The 25,183-nt window shown below is 67.0% G+C and carries 26 protein-coding genes; 15 read left to right on the forward strand and 11 right to left on the reverse strand.

What is annotated here, in order from left to right:
* Positions 1-16 precede the first annotated feature (16 nt).
* The gene (locus PHP91_RS08255; RefSeq protein WP_300139447.1) at positions 17-3,376 is read left to right on the forward strand and encodes a hypothetical protein; all 3,360 of its coding nucleotides are present in this window, start codon (positions 17-19) and stop codon (positions 3,374-3,376) included.
* Between the two features lie 40 nt (positions 3,377-3,416).
* On the opposite strand, the gene PHP91_RS08260 is transcribed toward PHP91_RS08255, so the two are convergent.
* The 9 genes from PHP91_RS08260 to PHP91_RS08300 all read right to left on the reverse strand — a co-directional run bounded on the left by PHP91_RS08260 (position 3,417) and on the right by PHP91_RS08300 (position 11,767).
* The gene (locus PHP91_RS08260; protein ID WP_300139449.1) at positions 3,417-4,319 is read right to left on the reverse strand and encodes a dihydroorotate dehydrogenase; all 903 of its coding nucleotides are present in this window, start codon (positions 4,317-4,319) and stop codon (positions 3,417-3,419) included.
* On the reverse strand, positions 4,316-5,095 hold the full coding sequence (locus PHP91_RS08265; RefSeq protein ID WP_300139450.1) for a dihydroorotate dehydrogenase electron transfer subunit: 780 nt from the start codon (positions 5,093-5,095) through the stop codon (positions 4,316-4,318). The genes PHP91_RS08260 and PHP91_RS08265 overlap by 4 nt, the downstream gene beginning before the upstream one ends.
* A 319-nt stretch (positions 5,096-5,414) precedes the next feature.
* On the reverse strand, positions 5,415-5,738 hold the full coding sequence (locus tag PHP91_RS08270; protein WP_300139452.1) for a hypothetical protein: 324 nt from the start codon (positions 5,736-5,738) through the stop codon (positions 5,415-5,417).
* 16 nt (positions 5,739-5,754) lie between these two features.
* Positions 5,755-6,450: an orotate phosphoribosyltransferase gene (locus PHP91_RS08275; RefSeq protein WP_300139454.1), complete on the reverse strand. Its 696-nt coding sequence runs from the start codon at positions 6,448-6,450 to the stop codon at positions 5,755-5,757.
* Between the two features lie 20 nt (positions 6,451-6,470).
* Complete coding sequence (gene pyrC / locus PHP91_RS08280) at positions 6,471-7,547, reverse strand: dihydroorotase (protein WP_300139456.1); 1,077 nt, start codon at positions 7,545-7,547, stop codon at positions 6,471-6,473.
* The gene (locus PHP91_RS08285) at positions 7,544-8,857 is read right to left on the reverse strand and encodes a Zn-dependent hydrolase (RefSeq protein ID WP_300139458.1); all 1,314 of its coding nucleotides are present in this window, start codon (positions 8,855-8,857) and stop codon (positions 7,544-7,546) included. The genes pyrC and PHP91_RS08285 overlap by 4 nt, the downstream gene beginning before the upstream one ends.
* 19 nt (positions 8,858-8,876) lie before the next feature.
* Positions 8,877-10,157, reverse strand: coding sequence for a TRAP transporter large permease (locus PHP91_RS08290; RefSeq protein WP_300139460.1), 1,281 nt, complete (start codon positions 10,155-10,157; stop codon positions 8,877-8,879).
* A complete protein-coding gene (locus tag PHP91_RS08295; RefSeq protein WP_300139462.1) occupies positions 10,157-10,663 on the reverse strand; it encodes a TRAP transporter small permease in 507 nt (168 codons plus the stop codon). Before PHP91_RS08295 ends, PHP91_RS08290 begins: the two co-directional genes overlap by 1 nt.
* Before the next feature lie 72 nt (positions 10,664-10,735).
* Positions 10,736-11,767, reverse strand: coding sequence for a TRAP transporter substrate-binding protein (locus PHP91_RS08300; protein WP_300139463.1), 1,032 nt, complete (start codon positions 11,765-11,767; stop codon positions 10,736-10,738).
* A gap of 161 nt (positions 11,768-11,928) precedes the next feature.
* Here PHP91_RS08300 and PHP91_RS08305 point away from each other — a divergent pair, with 161 nt between their 5' ends.
* The 14 genes from PHP91_RS08305 (at position 11,929) to PHP91_RS08370 (ending at position 23,711) form a co-directional block, all read left to right on the forward strand.
* Entirely contained in the window at positions 11,929-12,813 is an 885-nt protein-coding gene (locus PHP91_RS08305) for a helix-turn-helix transcriptional regulator (RefSeq protein ID WP_300139465.1), read from the forward strand.
* Positions 12,814-12,988: 175 nt separating this feature from the next.
* Positions 12,989-13,519, forward strand: coding sequence for a GAK system XXXCH domain-containing protein (locus PHP91_RS08310; protein WP_300139467.1), 531 nt, complete (start codon positions 12,989-12,991; stop codon positions 13,517-13,519).
* A gap of 24 nt (positions 13,520-13,543) precedes the next feature.
* Positions 13,544-14,701 (forward strand): hypothetical protein, encoded by a 1,158-nt coding sequence (locus PHP91_RS08315; RefSeq protein WP_300139469.1) that lies wholly within the window; start codon positions 13,544-13,546, stop codon positions 14,699-14,701.
* 19 nt (positions 14,702-14,720) lie between these two features.
* A complete protein-coding gene (locus PHP91_RS08320; RefSeq protein WP_300139470.1) occupies positions 14,721-14,987 on the forward strand; it encodes an amphi-Trp domain-containing protein in 267 nt (88 codons plus the stop codon).
* A 2-nt stretch (positions 14,988-14,989) separates the two neighbouring features.
* Positions 14,990-16,645 (forward strand): PhoU domain-containing protein, encoded by a 1,656-nt coding sequence (locus PHP91_RS08325; RefSeq protein ID WP_300139472.1) that lies wholly within the window; start codon positions 14,990-14,992, stop codon positions 16,643-16,645.
* 19 nt (positions 16,646-16,664) lie between these two features.
* Positions 16,665-17,534 (forward strand): GAK system ATP-grasp enzyme, encoded by an 870-nt coding sequence (locus tag PHP91_RS08330; protein WP_300139474.1) that lies wholly within the window; start codon positions 16,665-16,667, stop codon positions 17,532-17,534.
* On the forward strand, positions 17,531-18,625 hold the full coding sequence (locus PHP91_RS08335) for an HprK-related kinase B (RefSeq protein ID WP_300139476.1): 1,095 nt from the start codon (positions 17,531-17,533) through the stop codon (positions 18,623-18,625). The genes PHP91_RS08330 and PHP91_RS08335 overlap by 4 nt, the downstream gene beginning before the upstream one ends.
* 5 nt (positions 18,626-18,630) lie before the next feature.
* Positions 18,631-19,812 carry a GAK system CofD-like protein gene (locus tag PHP91_RS08340; protein WP_300139478.1) on the forward strand — a complete coding sequence of 394 codons (1,182 nt, stop codon included), beginning with the start codon at positions 18,631-18,633 and terminating at the stop codon, positions 19,810-19,812.
* A 26-nt stretch (positions 19,813-19,838) separates the two neighbouring features.
* Positions 19,839-20,330, forward strand: coding sequence for an amphi-Trp domain-containing protein (locus PHP91_RS08345; protein ID WP_300139480.1), 492 nt, complete (start codon positions 19,839-19,841; stop codon positions 20,328-20,330).
* 30 nt (positions 20,331-20,360) lie between these two features.
* Positions 20,361-21,116 carry a ParA family protein gene (locus tag PHP91_RS08350; protein ID WP_300139482.1) on the forward strand — a complete coding sequence of 252 codons (756 nt, stop codon included), beginning with the start codon at positions 20,361-20,363 and terminating at the stop codon, positions 21,114-21,116.
* Positions 21,113-21,619, forward strand: coding sequence for an amphi-Trp domain-containing protein (locus PHP91_RS08355; RefSeq protein ID WP_300139484.1), 507 nt, complete (start codon positions 21,113-21,115; stop codon positions 21,617-21,619). Before PHP91_RS08350 ends, PHP91_RS08355 begins: the two co-directional genes overlap by 4 nt.
* 118 nt (positions 21,620-21,737) lie before the next feature.
* The gene (locus PHP91_RS08360) at positions 21,738-22,715 is read left to right on the forward strand and encodes a lipoate--protein ligase (RefSeq protein WP_300139486.1); all 978 of its coding nucleotides are present in this window, start codon (positions 21,738-21,740) and stop codon (positions 22,713-22,715) included.
* A gap of 184 nt (positions 22,716-22,899) precedes the next feature.
* Positions 22,900-23,226, forward strand: coding sequence for a carboxymuconolactone decarboxylase family protein (locus PHP91_RS08365; RefSeq protein WP_300139488.1), 327 nt, complete (start codon positions 22,900-22,902; stop codon positions 23,224-23,226).
* 95 nt (positions 23,227-23,321) lie between these two features.
* A complete protein-coding gene (locus PHP91_RS08370; protein WP_300139490.1) occupies positions 23,322-23,711 on the forward strand; it encodes a PaaI family thioesterase in 390 nt (129 codons plus the stop codon).
* Positions 23,712-23,867: 156 nt separating this feature from the next.
* Here PHP91_RS08370 and PHP91_RS08375 read toward each other — a convergent pair whose 3' ends face one another.
* The gene (locus tag PHP91_RS08375; protein WP_300139491.1) at positions 23,868-24,176 is read right to left on the reverse strand and encodes a DUF6506 family protein; all 309 of its coding nucleotides are present in this window, start codon (positions 24,174-24,176) and stop codon (positions 23,868-23,870) included.
* Positions 24,173-25,180, reverse strand: coding sequence for an NAD(+)/NADH kinase (locus tag PHP91_RS08380; protein ID WP_300139493.1), 1,008 nt, complete (start codon positions 25,178-25,180; stop codon positions 24,173-24,175). Before PHP91_RS08380 ends, PHP91_RS08375 begins: the two co-directional genes overlap by 4 nt.
* Between the last annotated feature and the right edge of the window lie 3 nt (positions 25,181-25,183).

The following is a 25,183-nucleotide window of genomic DNA, read 5'->3' on the forward strand; positions in this document are numbered from 1 at the left end:
GGTCCTCGCGGCCGAGATGCGCAACACCCTGCCCAAGCAGACGGTGACGGTCTATCCCGACGGCACGAGCCACCCGGCCTCCTGGGTGGGCGACGACAAGGCCACCAGGGGCAAGCAAGTTGAAATGGTCCCGACCTACCTCGTCCCGGACCTCAAGCGGCACCTCTTCCTGCGCTGGAACAACGAGATGATGACCCCGGTCTCCCCGGCCACCTGGCTGACCGAGGCCCCGTTCATCCTGCCGGGCGAAAACGCCGTCTCGGTCCCGCCGGGCAAGCCCGTGGCCGGGGCCATCGCCTTCCTGGTGCCGGACGAGACCCTGCGCCAGATGTCGCTGCACTTCTACGACACCAACTACGGCCATGCCGAGATTCCGCTGGTGGGCGCGCTGCCCGAGGGCGTGGAGCGGCTGAGCGGACTGCCCGCAAAGCCGCCGGTCCGGCTGTCCGACACCTTCTCCCTCGCCATCCGCGAGGTCGCCGACGTCAAGGCCGTGGGCGGGCAGGAGGCGGGGGGCGGCTGCGTCTACCGCATCGTGGACGCGGACCTGGTCTCCAACGTCCAGGCCCTGCTCGACCTCAACCCGGCCGAGCGCTTCTCCCTGCGCCTCAACACCACGGAGGGCGCGCTGAGCGTCCGGCTGCACAACGTGACCGGCATGCTCCCCCTCGGCTTCCTGGCCCCGACCATGCTCTCGCCCGGCTCGTCCAACCGCGTCCGGCTGGCCTTCCGGGTCCCGGAGAAGATGGCGGCCGAGGCGGGCAAGGGCGAGCTGGTGGTGGACGTCAAGGGCGGCGGCGTGGTCATCCCCCTGGACGGGAAGGCGGCCGGGGCCCCGGTGGCCCAGGTCCCGCCGGACGCCGTCCGGGGCGACGGCGTGCGCCTGGCCGTCAACGCCCTCAAGCGGCTGGACGGCGAGGGCGACGTCTTCGTGGCGGACCTGACCCTGTTCGACGACAAGGACGGCCAGTCCACCTCCATGACCAACGCCTTCATCCTCAAGAAGAAGCACTTCGTGGCCGATCCGGGCTACCAGGCCCCGCCGCCGGACTACGGCAAGTCCAAGGGGCTGGCCGGGTTCGCCACGGGCAACGCCATCATCCCGGCGGGCACCATGCCGCCGGACTCCATCACCGACGACCTGATCTTCGGCATCACCGACGACACCGTGATCCCGGACGGCGGGAGCCTGCGCGGGCTGGTGGTCTTCAAGCTCCCCTACGGCGACGCCGAGCCGGGCGACTGGCTCCTGACCTCGCCGCTCTTCCCGGACCTGAAGCGGGAGCTGGGCGCGGGCCGCTACGGCGAGGAGCGGCTCATGGCCCGGCGCAGCGACGTGGCCTACCAGGTCAACGCCACCTACCTCGACGGCCTGGCCGACGCCGTGGCCAGGCTGACCCGCCGGCGCGAGGCCCAGGGGTTCAAGCGGCCGGGCGAGACCAAGGTCAACCGCCAGACCCTGGACGGCGAACAGCCGCCGTCGCGCAGCGTGCCCGCGCCCGACCTGACCGCCCCGGCCACGGACCAATTCGCGGCCATCAAGGACCTCAAGGGGCTCAAGGCCCGGGTCGCCAAGCTCCGCTACCTGCCCACGGACGGCGCGGGCTGGGGGCACCTCTTCGCGCCCCAGGCCGTGCTGACCCAGAACTGGGGCGGCGAGGGCGACATCGCCGTCATGGCCGAGCGCGTCCTGGCGCGCCAGGGCGTCACCACCCGGCGGGTCACGGTGGACGTCACGGACAAGGGCCGCGCCGCCCTGGCCGCCCTGGCCGGAGTGGACCAGGCCAACCTCAGCGCCCTGCCCGCCCTGCTCTATCACGACCCAAAGGGCAACCGGCACGTCCTGGTGGCCCCGTTCCTGGAGACGGCCGCCAAGCTTCCCGGCCTGGTCGGCTCCATCCGCGACCGGGAGGTTTCGCCCGCCGAGACGCAGGCCACGGTCACGGCCTACCTGCTGGCCAGGCCCAAGAACGGCGGACAGGGCAAGGCCGCCCGCGACCTCTCCGACGCCTTCTCCGGCGAGACGAATACCGACGGGGTCGAGCCCGTCTGCCTGCTCACCGCCAACCCCACCCTGCCCGAGCTCTCGCGCGGGGCGGTGGACCTCGGCTACACCGTGGTCGGCTACGGCAACGGCGCGGTGGTCAAGGCCGTGTTCGACGGCAACGACAAGCGGGTCATCGGCGCCGACGCCATCGACACCGGCGACTACGAGGTGGTGGGCGAACGCATCGTCATCGACATGCCCGGCGGCCAGCTCACCTTCGAGCGCGACCTGGAGGAAGGCGAGTCCATCGTGGACCGGTTCCACACCCTGGGCCTCAACCTGCCGGACATGAACGCGGCGGCGGCCAGGAAGCTCACAAAGGCCATGCAGGCCGCGCACAAGGGCGAGACCTCGCCCGACAACCTCTCGGCCCTGAAGTGGTACTCCCGCAGCCTGCTCTACCGGTTCGTGGCGGCCCAGACCGAGTACGAGACCGACCTGGCCGCCAGGATGGGTTTGGTGGTCGGCCGCTCGGCCAGGCCGCGCTGCCTCATCGCCACGGTGAGCCGGTCGGGCCAAGACGGCGCGGTGCGCACCGCCATCGACCTGCGCCGGACCGCCAACCAGGTCCACCCCTCGGCAGGGTTCTCGGACCAGGCCGCCCACGGCTTCAACATCATGAGCGGCCTCTTCGCCTCCAAGCTGGAGGCGGACGTCCTGCCCGGCGGCGGCACGGGGTTCTTCGAGATGCTGGCCGCCTATCCGGCGGACACCGAGTTCCTGTGGCTCACGGCCGACGCCCGGTACAACATGGAGGACCAGCTCAAGGCGGCCGCGCCCGAACGCGTCCTCAAGCTGCTGGACAACGGCCGGACGGTCCTGTTCCCGTCGCAGCCCGCCATCATCGACGGCAGGCCTCGCTGGTCCTGGCTGGAGGTGAATCCCGAGACCTACGAGACCATCGCGGTCCTGGACACGGGGGCGCGCGGCTCCATGGTGGAGCGCGTCTTCAGCGACCTGTGGCGCGACGGGCTGGACTACATCACGGGCGGCCTGGTGGGCGTCAGCTCGTCCATCTGGTCCGTGAGCGCGTTCTCGCTGGTCCTGGACGACTACAAGCAGATCCTGGCCGAGGCCAAGAAGTTCGCCCTGGGCCTGGCCGACAACTTCACCGCCTCGGTCAAGGTCGGGGACTTCGAGTTCAAGGGCAAGGTGGGCGGCTCGACCATCGAGACCGGCTATTCCGGCAGCGGGGCCGGGGCCGTCAACGCGGCCAAGACCGCCAAGGGGGCCTGGGGCAAGCTCAACGACCCCAAGATCGACCTGGGCGGCTTCGAGGGAGGATTCAAGGACGGCGTGAACGCCTACTTCGCGGCGGCGGGAGGCTAGGCCGCGACGGGACGGAAATCGCGGAAGCGGGGGGCGAAGCTCACTCCACCACGCCCACCAGGTCGTTGACGTCGTCCACGCCGGTCTCTTCCATGAAGGCCACGAGCCCGTCGAGGATGTCCATGGTCGCGGTGGGGTTCAGCAGGTTGGCCGTGCCCACGGCCACGGCGTTGGCCCCGGCCATGAGAAATTCCGCGGCGTCCTCGCCGGTCATGATCCCGCCCATGCCGATGACGGGCAGGTCCACGGCCCTGGCCACCTCGTAGACCATGCGCACGGCCACGGGCTTCACGGCCGGGCCCGAGAGGCCGCCCTGCTTGGTGGAGAGGACGAAGGCCCGGCGGCGGACGTCGATGCGCGCGCCGAGCAGGGTGTTGATGAGCGAGACCGCGTCGGCTCCGCCCCGCTCCGCCGCCCTGGCGATGGCCGCGATGTCCGTGACGTTGGGGCTCAGCTTGACGATGAGCGGCTGGCCCGCCACCGCCTTGACCGCGCGGGTCACGGCCTCGGCCATGGCCGGGTCCACGCCGAAGGCCACGCCGCCCTCCTTGACGTTGGGGCAGGAGATGTTCAGCTCCAGCAGGTCCACGTCCGCCGTGGCCAGGCGCTCGGCCACCTCCACGTATTCATCGATGGTCCGGCCCGCAATGTTGACCGCGATCCTGGTGTCGAAACCGCGCAGGAAGGGAATGTCGTCCTGGCAGAAGGCGTCCACGCCGGGGTTCTGGAGCCCCACCGCGTTGATGATGCCGCCGTACGCCTCGGCGATGCGCGGCGGCCGGTTGCCCGGCCAGGGCGTGCTGGCCACGCCCTTGACCACCACGCAGCCGATCCTGTTCAGGTCCACGTAGGGAGCGAAATCCTTGCCGGAACCAAAGGTCCCGGAAGCCGTCATGATGGGGTTCTTGAGCTCCACGCCCGCGATGTTCACGCCAAGATTCATGAGAAAATGACCTCCCCGGCGGCGAAGACCGGACCGTCCTTGCACACCTTGCGATAGGAGAAACCGGCCTCGCTCGCGTCCCGGACCTTGGTGACGCAGCCCACGCAGCAGCCGAAGCCGCAGCCCATCCGCTCCTCCAGGGAGAGCTGGGCCGGGAGGTCCCGACGCGCGGCGTAGGCCTGCACGGCCGCGAGCATGGGCGTGGGGCCGCAGGCGAAGATGTTGCCGGTAAGCCCCCGGTCCTCCACGATCTTCATGGCGTTGCCCCGCACGCCCGCCGAACCGTCGCGGGTGGCCACCAGAACCTCGCCGCATCGCTCCAGCCGGTCGATCAGGTATGGCGCGCTGCGGAAGCTGACCGCGATGGTCGTGCGGCCGGTCAGCCGCTTGCAGAGCTCCAGCAGGGGCGGCGTGCCCACCCCGCCGCCGATGACCAGGTTCTCCGGGCCCGCCGCGTCCAGGGAAAAGCCGTTGCCCAGCGGGCCCATGACCTCGACCCGCTCGCCGGGCCGATAGTCCGCGAACTCCCGCGTGCCCTTGCCCCGGCAGGCGTAGACCAGGTGGAGCCGCCCGCCTGCCCGGTCGATCTCGCAGATGGAGATGGGGCGCGGCAGGAGCTGGCCCTGGTGGCGGCAGTACAGGTTGACGAACTGGCCTGGCCGGGCCTCGTCGGCCATGGCCGGGCTCTCGAAGACCAGCTCGCGGACGTCCTCCGCCAGCGGCTCGTTGGAGACGATCATGCAGTGGACGCGGCCCGTCCTGTTCTCCTGGCACATGGCTAGCTCCCCCATCACGGTTGCGGTGCAGGGCCCGCCTCATCGCGGCCGCCGGAGCCCGGCTCCGGCGAAACCGGCGACAGCGCCAGCCCGACGCCCCGCAAGAGGGGCGACGCGGAGGCCTCCGTGCCGGAGGCGTCAATGGCGTGTCGCAAGGGGATGAGGCGCTGTCCGCGCACTTCGGGCCGGTCGCTCCCGGCGAGACGGCCCGGCGCCGGGGACGGGCTTTCAAAGCCCGCTCCCCGACCGGCGCTCCCTCCCGGCGCGGCGTCGGGAGGGAGCGGCCCTGCGCCCCGGAGGGGCGCGGGCGACGGCCGGGCTATGCCCGTTTGCTTTCGATGATCCCGGCGGCGACGTCGTTCATGGCCGTCACGCGCCTGTCCTCGTCCCCGGAGGCGAAGGCCTCGCCGAGCTCGGCGACGTAGCCGCCGAACCGCCGGTACTCTTCCTCCGCAACCTGGGTGGGTAGCGGCTGCCCCTCATAGAGGTTGACGAACTGCTCGGCAGCGGCGGCCAGCAGCAGGTAGGGGGCGGCGTTCCCGGCGTCCTTCACGCCCTGCTCCAGGGCCATGGCGGCGCACTTCTGGAAACCGTGGATGCCGTAACCTTCCGCATCGAGGACTTCGGTCAGGGAATCAAACATCGTACACTCCAAATCGTTACTTAGCGATTTCGGTCGATCCGCCGTGGTTGCCGGACCAGACCAGGGGTTCGTTCAGGAAGGCCTCGACCTCCCCGAGGGTCTTGGTGTCGAAATAGTTGTTGTCCTTGCACACGTCCAGGACGTCCCACCAGGTGGCGAGCCAGTGGAGGCGCAGGTCGTGGTGCAGGAGGTTGTCGCGGGTCTCCTTGAACATGTCGTAGTAGAAGACGACCATGGCGTCGGAAACCACGGCGCCAGCCCTCCTGAGGGCCTCGCAGAACTTGATCTTGCTGCCGCCGTCCGTGGTCAGGTCCTCGACGAGGAGGACGCGCTGCCCTTCGGTGATGTCGCCCTCGATCTGGGCGTCGCGGCCGAATCCCTTGGGCTTTTTGCGGACGTACTGCATGGGGATGTTCATCTTGTCGGCGATCCAGGCCGCAAAGGGGATGCCCGCGGTCTCGCCGCCCGCCACCGCGTCGAACTGCTCGAACCCGACCTCGCGCAGGAGCACGGAGACGCAGAAGTCCATCAGCGTGTTCCGGATGCGCGGGTAGGAGATCAGCTTGCGGCAGTCGATGTACACGGGGCTCGCCAGGCCGGACGTGAACATGTAGGGCTTGTCGGCCTGGAAGTGGACGGCCTTGATCTCAAGCAGCATCTTCGCCGTCATTTCGGCCATCAGTTCCCTGCTGGGAAAGGTGCTCGGAAACATCTCTCAACTCCCTTTGATAATTAAAATGTTTTTTCGTCCTGCCCGTCCGGGACCTCCACCCGCCAGTGCAGGGGAAAGCCCGGGTCGAACACGGTCACCGGGCCATCGGCGGTCATGATCCTGTCCGGGATGGCGACCGGCTGCTCACGCCTTCGCAGCGTGATCCGGGACGAGCTCGCCAGCAGGTTATAAAAGGCCGGGCCGCTCAGGGCAACAAACGTCTCAAGTTTATCGAGGCGGCCCTCCTCCTCGAAAACCTGGGCCACGCAGGCCAGGGCCGTGGGAGCGTTGAAGATGCCCGCGCTGCCCGTGGCGCGCTCCTTGGCGGCGTCGAGGTGCGGCGCGGAATCCGAACCGAAGAAGAATCGCGGATCGCCCGACACGGCCGCGCGGCGCACGGCGCGGCGGTCCTCCGGCCCCTTGGCCACGGGCAGGCAATAGTAATGGGGGTGGAGGCCGCCCGAGAGGATGTGGCTGCGGGTCAGGACCAGGTGGTGCGGGGTGATGCTCGCGGCCAGGTTGCGCCCGGCCGAGAGGACGTAGCCGACCCCGTAGGCCGAGGTGACGTGCTCCAGGACGATGCGCAGCTCCGGCAACCGACGGCGCAGCGGGTCCAGGACCAGGTCGATAAAGGCAGCCTCGCGGTCGAAGACGTCCACGCCGGGATCGGCCACCTCGCCGTGCACGGACAGGACCATCCCGGCCACGGCCATGCGCTCCAGGACCGGCATGACCCGCTCGATGTCGCGGACGCCGTTCTCGGAGTTGGTGGTGGCCCCGGCCGGGAAGAGCTTCACGGCCTTGACGAAGCCCGAGGACGCGGCCCGGTCGATCTCCTCCGGGGTGGTGGACTCGGTCAGGTAGAGGGTCATCAGCGGTTCGAAGGCGCTCCCGGCCGGGAGGGCGTCCAGCACCCGCCGCCGGTAGTCGTCGGCCGCGGCCACGGTGGTCACGGGCGGAACCACGTTGGGCATGACGATGGCCCGGCCGAAATCCCTGGCCGTCCACTCGGCCACGGCGCGGAGCATGGCCCCGTCGCGCAGGTGGGCGTGCCAGTCGTCCGGCCGCCGGATGGTCAGTTCGGTCACGCGCGTCATTTTTCCTCCCGAAGGTGGTTGTAGAGGACATCGGCCCCCATGAGGAAGTCGGCGATGTCCAGCGCCTCCTCGGGGTTGTGCGAACCGTTGCGGTTGCGCACGAAAATCATTCCGGCGGGCACTCCCGCGTTGGCGAAGATGGCCGCGTCGTGCCCGCCGCCGGACGGCATGACGAAGGGCGCGAGGCCCGTGCGCGCCATGGCCGCCTTGAGGCCCTCGATGACCGTGGGCGACATCAGGGCCGGGGCGGTGGAGAGCTCGTCGTCCAGGACGAACTCGACCTTCCGGGCCCGCTCGACCTGGCGCATCTCCTCCCGGAGCAGCACGCGCATGCCGTCCAGAGCCGCGCGGCTCTGGCTGCGGCAGTCGAGGCTGAAGGTCACCTTGTCCGGGATGCGCGACAGGGAGTTGGTCAGCGGGTCCGTGGAGACCACGCCCGAGGTCAGGACCAGGTCGTCGCCCTTCTGGAGGATGGTCAGCCAACTGTCGTCCAGGCGAGAGAGGAGGTCCGCCAGGGCGAAGACGGGGTCGTGGCGGTAGGCGCGGGGCACGGCCCCGGAGTGCCCGGCCTCGCCCAGGCAGGTGATCTTCCTGTGGCGGAAGTTGCCCCGGATGCCCGAGACAACGGCCACGGGCAACCGCTTTTCCACCAGCATGGGCCCCTGCTCGATGTGCAGCTCCACGTATTCGAGCACGGACGCGACGTCGAGGAGCGGGCGGCCCGCCCGGACGGACTCGACGTCGATGCCGAGGTCGAGCATGTGGCGTTCCAGGCTGCGGCCGTCGCCGCGATGCGCGGCGGCCAGCTCGGTCGGGGTCAACTGGCCGGTCAGCCCCTTGGAGCCGATGTAGCAGGGCCCGAACCAGTGGCTCTCCTCGGCCCGCATGGCGATGCAGCGGACCGGGCGGGCGAACCGCTCCCCGGCCGCCCTGGCCCGCGCCAGGCAGAGCAGCCCGGCGGCCACGCCGGCCAGCCCGTCGTAGTTGCCGCCCTGGTGGACGGAATCGACGTGGGAGCCGACCAGGGCGAAGCGGTCGGCGTCCATGTCCTCGGGGAGGGCGAAATGGTAGTTGCCGCCCCGGTCCGGCCGGACCGCGAGCCCCCAGGCCTCGGCCCGCTCGCGCAGATGTTCGAGGACGCGGGTCTCAGTGGCCGAGTAGGCCGGGCGGCTGACGCCCTCGTCGGCCGGGCTCAGAGCCGCCACCTCGTCGAAGAGGGTGCGGGCGAAGGCCTCGGCGTCCAGGCCGGACGCGTCGCCGGGGAAACGGGAAGCCTTTCCGCTCCGGGCGGATTCGTTCATCGCTGCCATGGTGTCAACCGGGTTCGGATCAGTTGAAGATCAGCCTGGGAATGAACAGGGACAGGTCCGGGACGTAGGTGACCACCAGCAGGACCAGGATGTTCACGAGCACGAAGGGCCAGACGCCCTGGATGATGCTCATGACCGGCTTGCCCAGGGTGGACGCGGCCACGAAGATGTCCAGGCCGAAGGGCGGCGTAATCATGCCCAGGCTGATGTTCAGGGTCACGATCATGCCGAAGTGCACGGGATCGACGCCCAGGGCCATGGCCACGGGGAACAGGGGCGGGACCAGGATGAGCTGCGCGGAGTTGGGGTCGATGAACATGCCCGCGATGAGGAAGCAGATGTTGACGAAGATCAGGAAGGCGATGGGCCCGGCGTGGGCGGCCTCCAGGAAGTTGGTGATGTGCGTCGGCACCTGCCCCAGGGTGACGAAGAAGGAGAGCAGCCCGCCCACGGCCAGGAGAACGAAGATGATCGCGGTGGACACCGCGCTCTTCTCCACCACGTCAAAGAGTTTGCGCCAGGTGAACTCCCGGTAGACCAGGGACTCGACGACCACGGCGTAGACCACGCTCACGGCCGCCGCCTCGGTGGGGGTGAACACGCCGGAATAGATGCCGCCCAGGATGATGACCGGCATTCCCAGGGCCCAGCCCGCGGCCCGGATGCCCTTCAGCTTGTCGGCGAAGGTCGTCTTGCCGCTGCGGGCGATGCCCTTGCGCTTGGCCTCCAGCCAGACCATGGTCGAGAAGGCCAGGCCGAGGAACAGGCCGACGGCGATGCCGCCCGCGAAAAGCTTGGCGATGGAGGTGCCGGTGATCCAGCCGTAGATGATGAAGGTGATGGAGGGAGGGATGAGCAGCGCGGTCTCGGCGCTGGAGACGATCAGCCCCAGGCTGAACTTTTCGGAAAAGCCGCTCTTGCGCATCTCCGGGTAGAGCATGCCGCCCATGGCGGCCACGGTGGCGGGCGCGGAGCCCGAGACCGAGCCGAAGGCCATGGACCCGCCGACCACGGTGTGGCCGACGCCGCCGGGGGTCCGGCCGATGAGCAGCTTGACGCAGTTGGTCAGTTGCTTGGCGATCTGGCCGGAGCCCATCAGGTGGGCGGCCAGGATGAAAAACGGGATGGCCAGCAGGGTCGTGTGGTTGATGCCGCCCACGAGCTTCTGGATGATGGCCGGATTCGGGATGCCGGCGTAGAAGGCCGATTTGATGAGCAGCGCGGGCCCGCCCAGGACGAGGAACATCTCGAACCCCGCAAAGAGCAGGAGCACCGCCAGAAGGATGATGAGAACAAGCATTACGCGGCCTCCTCCTCGGACTTGCCGGCCCCGAACCGGTCGATATAACCGATCAGGCTCAGGAAATAGCGCAGACCCAGCAGGCCGAAGCCCATGACCGGCGCCATGTAGATCCAGCCCATCCGGAGGCCCAGCGTCGGGCTGGTCTGGCCGGTGCGCAGGACGAACTGGACCAGGACGCAGCCCTGCCAGACGAGATAGATGGAAAAGCACAGGCCGGACAGGTCGATGACCTTGAGCAGCGGCCTGCGCAGCCCGGCCGGGAGCCTGTCCCTGAAAGTGTCGATCCCGACGTGCATACCGCGCTCCAGGGCGATGCCGAGCGCGCCGAAAACCAGGAAGAGGTTCATGAGGCGGACCGCTTCTTCGACCCAGGACAGGCTGCTCGCCCATTCACCGCCCGCCTCCCTGGCCACCACGTTCAAAAAGAACAGGACGACCATGAGGGAAAAGGTGCTGACGAGAAAAACCCGCTCTATCCTACGCAACAAATTGAGAAGAAACATGGTACGCTCCGAAACCTCTCCGGGCCCGCGCCCGGGATCGACACTTTCAGTTTCAAAAGGCCCCGGGGGCCGTTACTTCATGATCCGGTTGTACTCTTCCGTGTAGACGTCGAAGAGTTTCTTGCCCTTGTCGCCGGTCTTGGACAGGAAGACGTCCATGGAAGGCTTGAACATCTTGGCGCGGAACTGAGCCTTCTCCTCGGAGGTGAGGACGCGGACGTTCACGCCGTGGGACTTGATGTCGTCCAGGGCGGCGGCCACGGCCTGGGCCTTGTGGGCCACCAGCTCGGGGATGACTTCGAGGAAGGCGTCGCGGATGATGGTCCGGTAGTTCTCGGGCAGGCCTTCCCACCACATCTGGTTGAAGAGGACGAAGTCCTCCATCAGGCCGTGGTAGGAGATGACGAAGTTCTTCTGGACCTCGAAGTACTTCATGCGCTGGATGGTATCGAGGGGGTTCTCCTCGCCGTCCACGACGCCGGTCTGCAGGGCGGTGTAGAGCTCGCTGAACGGCAGGGCGATGGCGGAGGCGCCGATCGCCTTGAACTGCTCGATCAGGATCTTGGAATCCATGACGCGGAACTTCTGGCCCTTGAACTCCTCAATGGTGTCGATGGGCTTGTTGGACGAGAAGCACTTGCGGCCGTTGGGCCAGATGGTGATGGCGGCCACGCCCTTGTCGGCGAAGCTGTCGAGCAGCATCTGGCCGAACTTGCTCTCGCGCAACTGCTGGGAGCGGGCGTCGTCGTCCGGGTAGAGGTAGGGCACGTCCAGGATGGAGACCATCGGGTTGAACCCGCCGAGGAAGGCGGCCGGGGCGACCGTGCCCTCCAGGGTGCCGAGCTGGACGCCCTCGTTCATCTGCCGCTGGCCGCCGAGCTGGCCCTGCGGGTAGATCTGGAACTCGACGTCGCCGTTGGTCCGTTCCTTGACCAGTTGGGCGACCTTCACCAGAAGGGTGTTGCGGGACTGCTGGGCGGACTCCAGATGGCCGATCTTGGCCACGTAGGTCGCCGCCTCGGCGTTGGCGCAGACACCGGCGACCAGGGCGACGGCCGCCAGACCAAGCAACAAACGGGAAATGGAATTGAAATGGAATTTCATCTTTCTCTCCTCACATGTGACGAATTTGATGCACGCTACCATGCTGCCCTCCGAAGTCAAGCAAAACATCTCAAATTTGATACACATCTCAAATTTGAAAAAACGTTGACATCGGAACTACGTTTTTGTAAAAAATGAAAAAATCCATCGCAAGGGGATATATGATTTCTCAATCCCAAACCATCGCGCACCTGGGAGAACGGCTCAAGGCTTACAGAATCGGGAAAAACATGACTCCCGAGGAAGTGGCGCAGCGCAGCGGCGTCTCACGCGCGGCCATATACCGCTATGAATCCGGCCAGCCCATCCGCGTGGATGTGCTGGGCAAGATCGCCGACCTGCTCCAGGTGTCCCTGGAGTCGCTGCTCGGGGTCGGGGTCGAATATTTCTCCTCGGCCCTCGGTTTTTTCGAGCGGATGCGCCAGTTGGAGGAGACCGCCGAGCAACTCAGCGTCCTGTTCGGGCCCATCTCCTACCTCCTGACCACCGACGAGTACGACCGGCTCCTCTCCGACGTCCTGGCCGAGAGCATTCCGCCCGACGTGGAGGGCCGGGTCCAGTTTCTTCTCGAAATCGAGAAGATTCTAAAAATCCTCAAGGCCAGGAAGAAGAGCTACCGGGAGCGCAAGCCGCACATCATCAGCCTGATCTCGGCGGCCGAGCTCGAATATTTCTGCCGGACCGGATTCATCGGCTGCAACAACCCGCGCGGCGTCAACCTGGACGACCGGGTCCGGGCCGCCAAGCGTGAGGTCCTGAACATCATCGAACTGCTCCGGACCCAGCCCATGGGCGTGCAGATCGGCGTACTGGTGGACTCGGCCCCGGGCGCCAGCTTCCAGATATTCAAGCAGGCCAACCACTCCGAGGTCGCGGTCAGCCCCTACAAGCTCGGCTCCTTCGCCAACATCCGCATCGGGGTGGCCACCATCTCCTCGGCCCCGGAATCGGTCCGGCTGCACAACGACCTGACCCTCCAGCTCTGGGAGCGCAGCCTCAAGGGCGACAAGGCCGCCCGATACCTCCGGGACGCCATCGGCCTGTAGCCCTCGCCCCCGCCACGAAACGACACGGCCCCGCAGCGACGCTCCGGGGCCTTTTTCGCGCGCCCGGCCCACCCCCGCCCCATGTGACGAATTGTTACAATTTCCCGCTCGCCATTGCCTCACCCCCCGGATTGATGCAATCGATATAAGCTCACTACACCAATGGAGGTTCCCCGTGGGAAGCAGCATCAAGTTACGGAAATACGTCGATCGGCAGGGCCTGGCCGCCTTCCTGCGCGAGCTGGCCGACGCCGTGGAGAACGGCGGAAGTGATGAACTGGCCTGCCTCGACGGGTTCCAGGAACTGAAGCTCGGCGTCAAGGACGAGTTCGGCCAGTTGAAAGTCAAGGCCAAGATCAAGCCGGCCGGGGCCTGCGAAGAGTCCGAAGGGGAAGAGCCCCTGGCCGACGGGACCACGCGGCCAAAGTACAAGACCCTCAAGAAGCGCATGAAAACGAGCTTCAACGTGCTGGTGAAGACGCTCCACGAGGGCCTGGTCCCGCCCCGGGAGGCCGCCGACGCCTTCCTGGCCGACGCCGCCCTGATGGTCACCTATCCCGGCTACGGCGACGAATATTACGAGAGCTTCTCCAGGGCGTGCGCCGCCTTCGCGGCCGCCTGCGAGTCCGGCGACGTGCCCGCCATGCACCAGGCCATCGACGCCCTGGTGCACGAGAAGAGCCGCTGCCACGCCAAGTACGACTGAAACACACGCCCACGGACCGATGCGATGAAACTGATAAAAAAGACCGACGCCCCGGCCTGCCGCTCCCTTGCTGAGGCCGTCACCGATGAAATCACCGACGCGGACCGGGCCCGGTTCCTCGCGGTGGTCTCCACGGACCTGGAGCCCTGGCAGATCGAGCAGGTGGTGACGCCCCCGAGCGCCCATCCCCGTCTGGAGGCCCTGCTGGCCACCCACTGGCACCCCGAGTTCGTGCCCTTCGACCTCATCCGCAAGCGGGTGGACGCCATGTTCCCCAACCGCGAGGAGGAGCTGCTCATCCCCACCCAGCACAACGAGCTGATGGAATGGGACGGCTACTGCGGCGTGGAGGTGGACTGTTTTTCCTCCGGGTTCAACCGCAAGGTGCAGCTCCTGCTCCACTTCACGGCCGACCGGGTCAAGGACGCCGGGGTGCTGAAATCCATGCTGGCCCACACCTACAAGTACCGCTCCAGCCAGCTCTTCGAATTCATGCGCGCCATCACCCGGCCCGACGCGGACCTGGTGGGCAAGGCGGCCAGGGCCGTAGGGGCCGACCAGGACCTCATGGACTTCGTGCGCGCGAGCGTGGCCAAGGTCGAGCGGCTGCTGGAGGACAACTGGTCCGACGTGCCCCGCATGTCGGTCAAGAACAAGCTGCTGCGCAACTGGTTCGACGCCCAGCGCGCCGAACTGGGCGACACCGCCGTGGACCGCGCCCAGGCCTTCCTCAAGGCGGTCAAGGCGCTGGTCAAGCAGGGCTTCGACCTCTCCTTCTTCTACCGCGCGAGCGAAGTCATCGAGGAGGCGCGCGGGCTGGGCGGCGGCATCGTCATCCCCCACCCCGAGCAGTTCTGGCCCATCCTGCTGCGCAACTACGACGTGGACGGGATCGAGGTCTGGAACCCGCAGTCCCAGGAATACACGGAGTTCCTCATCTCCGTGGTCAACGAACGCAACGGGCATCGGCCCTCGGGCCGCGACGTGCTCATCTTCATGGGCGACGACTGCCACATGGGCGAGAAGACCAAGGCCCCGGACCAGCAGGACCCGGCCAAGGCCGCCCGCGAAATCGGGCTCCAGCCCGCATGGGACGACCTCGCCATCCGCAAGAAGCTCATCGTCAACAACATCAGCCGCCGCACCGTCATCAGGGAATACAAGGCGCGCCTGGCGGGCTAGCGCCCGGGGGGACACCACCATGCCGGAACAACGTTTCGTCTTCGATTCGCTGCAGGACAGCGAGACCATCAAGGATTTCCTCGCCTCTCTCACCGAGGGGTTCGACAAGGGGACCATCACCCTCTCCACCAACGGAGAAGTCATCGAACTCAACCCGGGCGGGCTGCTCAACTTCACGGTCAAGGCCAAGAAGAAGGGCGGCAGCAACAAGATCTCCATCAAGGTGGAGTGGAAGGACAGCCAGAAGGACAAGAAACTCAGCGAATCGCCGCTGGTCGTCTCCTAGCCATGATAACATTCGAAGGACTGGACGAGAACTTCAACTTCATCGTCCTCGAAGTGGAAAACCAGGCCAAGGCCACCCGGAAGTTCATGGACGCGCCTTCGCGCAACATGCACACCAAGATCGCCAACCGCGACGACTACATCGACAACCTGAAGACCATCATCGAGAACAAGTGCTACTCGCGCATCCACGCCGACCACTCCCTGGACCGCAACCAGGTCAACAAGATTCGGGCCATTCAGGTGATCTGCGTCAACCTTGAGAAGATCGCCGACTATTTCGTCAACATCACCAAGCAGATGCGCTACCTCGACGACCAGTCGTTCATCAAGAAGTACGACTACGACGAGGTCTTCGACGTCATCATGGACCGGCTTGCGGCCGTGCTCTCCGCCCTGCGCAAGGAGGACATGTCCAAGGCCCTCTACATCTGCAAGGCCGAGCCGATCCTGGACGACCTCTACAAGGTCCGCTTCGACCGGGTGATGAACGAGATGGGGCTCGGGCGCGACGCCCAGAGCCTGGTCACCGTGCTCTTCATCTTCCGCTACTTCGAGCGGGTGGGCGACGCCCTGCTCAACATCGGCGAGGCGATCATCTTCTCCATGCTCGGCGAGCGGATCAAGATCGAGCAGTTCGACGCCCTGCAGCGGACCCTGACCAAGTCCGGGTTCAGCGGCTCGCTGGCGGACATCGACTTCCGGGCCATATGGGGCAGCCGTTCCGGCTGCCGCATCGGCAAGGTCGAGCAGCGCGAGGACGAGGTCTCCGCCAACGAGGGGCACAAACAGGGGTCCATCTACAAGGAAGGCAGCCTGGAAAAGATCCGCAAGGAGCGCGAGTCCATCCTGCGCTGGAAAAAGACCTTCCCCAACCTGGTGCCAGACATCTACGGGTTCCACGAGGAGGCCGACAAGGGGGCCATGCTCGTGGAGTTCCTCAACGGCTGCACCCTGGACGAGGTGGTCCTCACGGGCGAGGACGAGTTCGTGCGCAACGCCCTGTTCATTTTCGAGTCCACGGTGCTGGAGACCTGGACCACGACCCTGGAGCGGCTTCCGCTGCGGACCGACTACATCCGGCAGGTCCAGAAGCGGCTGGGCGGCGTCCTCCAGACCCACCCCGAGTTCTGGCGCACCCCGCAGGCCATGGGCCAGGCCAAGGTCTGCTCAACCGAGTCGCTGCTCAAGGAATGCGCTGAGATCGAGGCCGAGATCGAGGCCCCGTTCTCGGTCTTCATCCACGGCGACTTCAACATCAACAACGTGGTCTACGACCACGCGGCCCAGCAGATCCACTACATCGACCTCTACCGGTCCCGGGACTTCGACTACATCCAGGATGTCTCGGTCTTCCTGGTCTCCAACTTCCGCATGCCCATCTTCGACGCGAACCACCGCGACCGGATCAACAAGGTCATCGGCCAGTTCTACGGCTTCGCCAAGGAGTTCGCCCTCCGGCGCGAGGACCCGACCTTCGAGGCGCGGATGGCCTTCGCCCTGGCCCGGTCCTTCTACACCTCCACCCGGTTCGAGCTGAACTTCCAGTTCTCCAAGGAGATGTACAACCGGTCCATGTTCCTGCTGGAAAAAATTCATCACTACCGGGGTGGCGACTGGCGACAGTTTGCCCTGCCCGAGGACATCCTCTACTATTAAGCACGCAAGGAGCGGACCCGTGAGAATAGGAGTCATCGGAACCAAGGGAGGCTGGTCCTCCGAAAAGCTGGCCGACGCCGTGGCGGAAAAGACCGGCGAACGCGTCCTCATCGGCATGGACGAGGTCCGCCTGGACCTGCCGTCCGGCGACGCCTTCTACAACGGGCACAACCTCGCCGACTTCGACGCCCTCATCATCAAGAAGATCGGCTCGCGCTACTCCCCGGACCTGCTGGACCGGCTGGAGGTGCTGCGCTACCTGGCCGAGCGCGGGCTCAGGATATTCAGCTCGCCCCTGGCCATCCTCCGGGCCCTTGACCGGCTGTCCTGCACCGTGTCCCTCCAGCTCGGCGGCATCCCCATGCCCCCCACCACCATCACCGAGTCCGTGGACCAGGCCCTCACCGCCCTCGGCGAATACGGCGAGGCGGTGTTCAAGCCGCTCTACACCTCCAAGGCGCGCGGCATGTGCATCCTGCGCGACGGCCCGGAAGCCCGCGCGGCCATCGAGGAATACCGGGCGGAGAACCCGATGATGTACATCCAGAAGACCATCGAGCTGGGCGACCTGGACCTGGGCATCGCCTTCCTCGGCGGCGAGTACCTGACCACCTACGCCCGCTGCAAGACCAACGGCGCGTGGAACACCACCACGGCCTCGGGCGGCAAGTACCGGCCCTACGAGCCCGCGGCCGAGATCATCGAGCTGGCCCGCCGGGCCCAGGCCCCCTTCGGCCTGGACTTCACCTGCGTGGACGTGGCCATCACCGACGACGGCCCCTACGTCTTCGAGGTCTCGGTCTTCGGCGGATTCCGGGGCATCCAGGAAACCAGCGGCATCGACGCGGCCGCGAAATACGTGGACTACGTCATGGAGCGACTCGGATGAAGCTGACCGGAATCACGCGCGCGGCCCTGGCCGCCGAAATCAGAAACGCCGTCCCGGCGAAACGCGAACTCCTGCTCGACTTCGGCGGCTGCGTCCTGCGGGTCCTGACCAGCACCGACGCGCTGCACGACGACCTCGCCGGGTACTTCAAGGAATTCCTCACCGCCTCCGGCGCGCCGGAGATCGTGATCTCCGCCCACGAGGCCGAGACCCCGGAGCTCGGCATCGACTTCGACACCAAGCAGCCCGACCCCGGCAAGAGCAAGATCAAGGAGGAGTGGGCCGACCTCCCGGACGGCCGCGCGGTGCGCAAGCGGATCACCGGCATGCACTTCTTCTTCGGCGACGGCGAGAACGTGGCCGTGGGCCCCTGCCTCGCCAACTCCAACCAGGTCATCAACTTCATCAACAACCGGTTCATCGAGTGGAAGCTCAACCGGGGCGGCCTGCTGGGGCACGCGGCGGGCGTGGTCCACGCCGGGCGCGGCATCTCGCTGGCCGGATTCTCCGGCGCGGGCAAGTCCACCCTGGCCCTGCACCTGATGAGCCGGGGAACGGACTTCCTGTCCAACGACCGGGTCATCGTCGAGGCCGACGGCGAAGGGGTGACCATGTACGGCGTGGCCAAGCAGCCGCGCATCAACCCCGGCACAGCCCTGCACAACCCGGACCTCTGCAACATCGTGGAGCCCGAGCTGCGCAAGGAATTCCTGTCCATGCCCGCCGAGGAGCTGTGGAAGCTGGAGCACAAATACGACGCGCTCATCGACGAATGCTACGGCCCCGGCAAGTTTTCGCTCCGCTCCAAGATGCACGGCCTGGTCATCCTCAACTGGAAGCGCGGCGGCGGCGAGATGAAGGCCGCCCTGGTGGACCCGCGCGAGCGGCCCGACCTGCTGCCCGCGTTCATGAAGGGCACCGGCCTGTTCTACCTCCCGGACGACCCGGCCCTGGCCGGGGACCCCGGCGCGGCGGCCTACGCCGACCTGCTGGGCAAGGCCGACCTGGTGGAGATATCGGGCGGCGTGGACTTCGACCGGGCCGCCGACCTCTGCCTGCGCTACATGGAGACCGGCGAACTGCCGGAGTAGACGTCATGCGGCTCACCGTCACGCGCGAGGTCGAAATCCCGGACCCGTTCAAGCTGGAGCTGTACCGCAAGGCCCCGGAGCTGGGGCCGCGCATCCTGTTCTTCAGCGGCGGCTCCGCCCTGCGCGACACCTCGCGCGAGATCATCCGGTACACCCGCAACTCCATCCACCTGATCACCCCCTTCGACTCGGGCGGCAGCTCGGCCATCCTGCGCAAGGCCTTCGCCATGCCAGCCGTGGGCGACATCCGCAACCGGCTCATGGCCCTGGCCGACCAGTCCGTCCAGGGCAACCCGGAGATATACGCCCTCTTCGCCCACCGGCTGCCCAAGGACCTCGGCCCGGACGAGCTGCGCCGGGAGGCCGACGCCATGGCCTCGGGCGCGCATCCTCTGGTCCGCTGCGTCCCGGACCCCATGCGCAAGATCATCCGCAACCACCTCCACCGCTTCCTGGAGGCCATGCCGGACGGCTTCGACCTGCGCGGCGCGAGCATCGGCAACCTCGTGCTCACGGCGGGCTACCTGGACAACCGGCGGCGCATCGACCCGGTCATCTACATCTTTTCCAAGCTGGTCCAGGTCTGCGGCGTGGTCCGCCCGACCATCAACAAGCACCTCCACCTGGCCGCGCGGCTGGAGGACGGCCGGACCGTCGTCGGCCAGCACCGCATGACCGGCAAGGAGGCCGCCCCCCTCACGTCGCCCATCAAGGACATCTGGATCACAGGGTCCCTGGACGACGAGGCCCCCGTGCGCCCGGCCATCCGCAACAAGGTGCGCGAGCTCATCGCCGGGGCCGGGCTGATCTGCTACCCGCCCGGCAGCTTCTTCACCAGCGTGGTGGCCAACCTCCTGCCCCAGGGCGTGGGCGAGGCCGTGGCCAGAAACCCCTGCCCCAAGGTTTTCGCGCCCAACACCGGCCACGACCCGGAGTCCCACCGGCTGAGCGTGGCCGCCCAGGTCCGCATCCTGCGCGACAAGCTGGCCGGGAGCGGGGCCGCCCCCGGCTCCACCCTGGATTTCGTGCTGCTGGACCTGAAAAACGGCGACTATCCCGGCGGCGTCAACCCGCAGGCCATCCGCCGCCAGGGGGTCAAGATCATCGAGGCGAACCTCGTCACCGCCGAGAGCCGTCCGCGCCTGGACGCCCGGCCGCTGTGCGAGATTCTGGCGTCACTTGCATAACAACCAACCCGCAAGGAGCGTGTGAGATGGAAAAACGGAAGATCGGCGTCAAGACGGCACTGCCCTACACCGAGGCCGTGGCCTACCTGAAGGCGCTCGTCAAAAGCCTGGAGTCCGGCAGGATCGTCGTGGAGAGCGGCGGCGAGCACGTCGCGCTCACCCCCGGCGACCAGGTCGAAATCGAGGTCGAGGCCAAGACCGGCAAAGGCCGGCAGAAATTCAGCCTGGAGATCGGCTGGGCCGAGATGGGCGCGACGGACCTGAAGATCAGCGACAAGGAGCCCGCGCCCGCCCCGAAATCCGACGCGGAAGCGGCCCCGGAGCTCGCCCCGGCAACGGCCGAGGAAAAGACGGCCCTGCCCGAGGCCCAGGCCGACGAAGGGGCCGGGAAGAAAGAAGAAAAGAACAAAAAGGAAAAGAAGACAAAGAAGGACAAACCCGAGAAAAAGGACAAGTCCGAAAAGAAGGCCAAGCCCGAAAAGTCCAAGAGCAAGACGGACAAAAAGGCGAAAAAGTAGCCGCGCCCCAGGCGGCGTGACGGGAGGAGCATGCGGATCATCGCGGTACTCAACCAGAAGGGCGGCGTCGGCAAGACGTCGACCTCGGTCAACCTGGGGGCGGGACTGGCCCGGCAGGGACAGCGCGTCCTGCTGCTCGACCTCGACCCGCAGGCGCACCTGACCTATTCCCTGGGCATCATGGCCCACGAACTGCCCCGGACCATGGGGGCCGTCCTCATGGGCGACTGCGCCCTCGGGGACGTGACCACCACGGTCGGCGGCCTCGACGTGGTCCCGGCCTCGGTCTCCCTGGCCGGGACCGAGGTGGACCTGGCCGGGGCCGAGAACCGGGAGACCCGGCTCAAGGCCGCCCTGGCCGGGGTCTCGGGCTACGACTTCGTCATCATGGACTGCCCGCCCAACCTCGGCCTGCTGACCCTCAACGCCATGACCGCCGCCACCGAACTGCTGGTCCCTGTCCAGCCCGAGTTCCTGGCCCTCCAGAGCCTGGGCAAGCTGATGGAGACCGTCAAGGCCATCCGCAGCGGCTGGAACCCGGACCTGAGGCTGACCGGCGTGGTCCTGACCCGCTACCAGCGCCAGAAGCGGCTCAACCGCGAGACCCGGAGCAGCATCCGGGCCTATTTCGGCGACGCCCTGCTCGATACGGCCATCCGCGACAACATATCCCTGGCCGAGGCCCCCAGCTTCGGCCAGGACATCTTCACCTACAAACCGCAGAGCAACGGGGCCGAGGACTATCGCAGCCTCGCCCTGGAGCTGCTGCACCGAGGTGCTCCATGAGCGACGACAAGCGACTCGGGGCCAATCCCCTGGAGTGGGTGGCCCGCGACCCGGCGGAGCCCGGCCCCGACGGCGTCCCGGCCGAAATCCCCTTCCCGGCGGCCCCCGCAGCCCCGGAGGCGGCGCGACCGGCCCAAGACGACAACCCGGCCCCGGGCGACGCCGAATCGGCCCCGGCCGTGGGCGAAGCCGAATGCCCGGCCTTCGCCATCACCATTCCCGACACCATCAGCGAGGAGGACCGGATGAGCAACGGCAAAGTCAAGATCAAGCAGACCATGGACACCGAACAGGCCGCCGCCTACCTGGAGGACCTGGCCAAATCCCTGACCTCCGGCGTGGTCCGGGTCCAGAGCGGGGACGACAACGTGGTCCTCTTCGCCGCCGACACCATGAAGTTCGAGATGAAGCTCAGCCGCAAGAAGGACAAGGCCAAGTGCTCCATAGAGATGGAGTGGGAGGACGACGGCAGCAACGCGGCCGGGTTCAGCATCTCCGGCTAGCCCGGCTTTCGCTTGGCAACCGGGCCGAAATCGGCCACACTCCGCCACCGCGCGCCAAAGGACGCGATGGGTCCGCCGGGCCCGGCTTTTGCATTCCCGGCGGATAAAAGGAGCGCCCATGCGATACATTCACAACCGGGTCACCGATCCGACGTTCAACCTCGCGGCCGAGGAATGGCTGATGACCCGGACCGGGGACGAGATCTTCATGCTCTGGCGCAACCAGCCCGCTGTCATCGTCGGCCGGAACCAGAACACCCTCTCGGAGATCGACGAGGACTTCACCAGGTCGCGTGGCATCCCGGTGGTCCGCCGCATGAGCGGGGGCGGGGCCGTGTTCCACGACCTGGGCAACATCAACTTCACCTTCATCCAGAACGGTTCGCCCGAAGGCGGGCTGGACTTCCAGCGCTTCACCGCGCCCATCCAGCGGGCCCTGCTGAGCATGGGCGTGCACGCCGAGTTCAGCGGCCGCAACGACCTGCTCATCGAGGGCAGGAAATTCTCCGGCAACGCCCAGCACTTCCACCGCAACCGCGTCCTGCACCACGGCACCCTGCTCTTCGCCTCGGACATGACCGACCTCTCCGGCGCGCTGCGCGTGGACCCGGAGAAATACCGGGACAAGGCGGTCAAGAGCGTCCGCTCGCGCGTGACCAACATATCAAGCCACCTGCCCGAGCCCATGGAGGTCACGGCGTTCATCACCGCGCTCATGGCCTTCGTCTCCGGCTCGGCAGACCAGGCTGGCATGGCCCTCTCCAACGAGGAGACCCTCGCCATCGAGCAACTGGCCGAAGAGCGCTACCGCACCTGGGACTGGAACTTCGGCTCGTCCCCGGCCTACAACTTCTCCAGGCGCACCCGCACGCCCGGCGGCCTGCTCGACGTCCATCTCTACGTGAAAAAGGGCGTCATCACCGAGGTCCGGCTCTACGGCGACTACTTCGGCGTGCGCGACGTCGGGCCCCTGGAGGCGCTGGTGCGGGGCAGCCGCCACGACCGGGCCGCCCTGGCCGAACGTCTGGCCGACGTGGCGCTGGACGACTACCTGCACGGCGTCACCCTGCCCGTCTTCATCGACTGCCTGTTCTGATCCGGCACCCGGAGGGCTGTTCCAAATTCGATCAATGTTCACGTCCGGGACAGGGCGCGGGGCCGTTTTCCCATCCCCGCGCTCCGGTATTGGGCGGAACCTGTTGCCATTCAAGAGGAAAATAACCGGGGCATGTTCCTTGCTTTAGTTGGGCATCTCAACACAACAACCAAGGAGCAATCCAATGGATGCAGCGGAAAAGGCTGGCCAGACTCTGGCCAAGATGCAGCAGCAGGCTGGAGACGTTTTTGCCAAATATCTTGGGTTTACCAAGGAAATCAGCGGCATTGGACCGATCGACCACAAGACGCAGGAGCTGATCCACATCGCCTGCGCCATCATGTCGCAGTGCGACATGTGCATATCGCTCCACATCCAGGCCGCGGCCGGCCTCGGAGCCTCCAAGGAGGAAATCATGCAGGCCGCCCTGCTGCCCATGGCCATGGGCGGCTCGCCGAAGATGATGCAGATGAAGTACGTCTTCGACGAGCTGGAAGACCTGTTCGACTAGGCTCCGGCCTTTCCGGCGACCGGAGGGAACCCTAGCGCCTCCGGCCGCCGGGATTCCAGCCACGGGCCGGGAGCAAAGGGAAAAAAGAGGAGAATATGGAAATCAAGACCCACGACCACATCGACAGGGCCCTGTGCGGCGAACCGGTCACGGTGGAGGAAGGAAGCAGCGAGGTGCGCCTCGCCTGCGCGCCGTGCATGGCCGCCGACGCGAGCGGCCTGGTCCACGGCGGATTCATCTTCGGCCTGGCCGACTATGCGGCCATGCTGGCCGTCAACCATCCCAACGTGGTCCTCGGCGCGGCCGAGACCCGTTTCCTGAAGCCGTCCCGCGTGGGCGACGTGCTGGTGGCCAGGGCCACCGACGAGACCCCGCAGGAGCGCAAGCACCTGGTCAGGGTGGAGGTCGCCTGCGGAGAGGACGTTGTCTTCTCCGGCGCGTTCACCTGTTTTGTGCCCAGGGAGCACGTCCTGGCGGGCCGGTAACGGTCGGCCGGAACCCCGGCGGGCGGTCCGCCAACAGCGAATCCCCGCGTGCGAACCGCACGCTGGGTCTTCTTTTTTTGCCCCCGCGCCGTTTTGCCGATCATCCGCGGACGGGCGGGGCCGCGCTCTCCCACGCGTCCCCGCCGTCCTTTCCCGTCATCCGAACAGGGCGTCGCCGCTGACGTTGTTCAGACCGGGGTGGATGTCGAACCTGACCACGCCGACAGGCACGTCCACGGCGGCGGCCACCCGCGCCGTCCCGGCCGCGCCGAACCCACCGCAGAGCTCGATGGCGGCGACGCCTTCGTTGTCCACCAGGTCGCGGGCCAGAGCCTCGGCCTGGGCATAGTCGCCCACGGCCACGGCCAGGAGCTCGACGCCCGGCGTGCGGACCCAGTTTCGGTGCTTTGCGGGGTCCCCGCCCGGGGCGATGAAAATGAACGCGGCTTTCAGAGGGCTGCTCATGCTGGCTCCTTCCGGTTATGACGGTTGACGAAAAGTCCGTTTTCCCTGGCCGCCGCCATGGTCCTCTCCACGTCCACGACCAGCGGGCCCTGGGTGTTCAGGCGCACGGCCGCGCGGGAGCCGCGCGGGATTTCCACCTCGCGCTCGCCGTCCACGGCGATGAGGCCGGGGGAAACGTCCACGCAAAATATCTCGCCCGGGGCCATCTCGGTGATGCTGCGGACGGGCACGTCGGCGAACATGCCGGGCGCAATGACCGCGGTGACGGTCACGGGCGAGCCCTCGCCCAGGCGCAGGGCCAGGCCGCGAGGCTCCTCGGGCCGGATGGACCGCAACTGGCCGCCGATGGCCGAGAGCCCGATGGAAGAGGCGCCGCACCGGGTCAGGAAGAGCTGGGGCACCTTGTCGATCTGCCAGATGGCGCGCGAGGCCAGGAAGACGTCGTCGTAGACTGCGGCGTCCACCAGGGCGAGGTCCACCACCTCGCCGTCGAGCAGGATGTCGAACATGCAGGACCGGTAGCAGCAATCTTCGCGAGGCAGGCGGCCGGTGGCCACGAGGCCTGCGGCCAGCCCGGCCACCGTTGCCTCGCCCATTAGGGGGAAGACGTTGTTGGTCCCCGTGGAAAGCGGCAGAAGAGGCACCGCGACGGAGCCCTTGCAGGCCGCCCGGCTGGTGCCGTCCCCGCCGAGCACGACGAGGCACTGTGCGCCGAGGGTCTCCATGACGCCCGCCGCAATGGAGGTGTCGGTCTGGTTGTTGCGGATGGGCATTTCCACCGCTTCCACGGGTATCGAGGGGGAAATGGCGTTAAGGGCGCGCGGCACGATGCCGTAGCCGTCCGGCATGTAGAGAATCCGGGTCGCCCCGGAGCGCTCCAGGCCGAGGATCAGCCGCCGGACCATGCGCACCTTTTCCTGGTTGTCGAAAACGCTGCCATGGGCGACCAGGCGGCGGATGTCCTTGCCTGAAGAAGGATTGGCCAAGATGGCTACGGTGCTCAACGA

The organism is Pseudodesulfovibrio sp., from assembly GCF_028692895.1.
In the GTDB taxonomy this organism is placed as follows: Bacteria; Desulfobacterota; Desulfovibrionia; order Desulfovibrionales; family Desulfovibrionaceae; genus Pseudodesulfovibrio.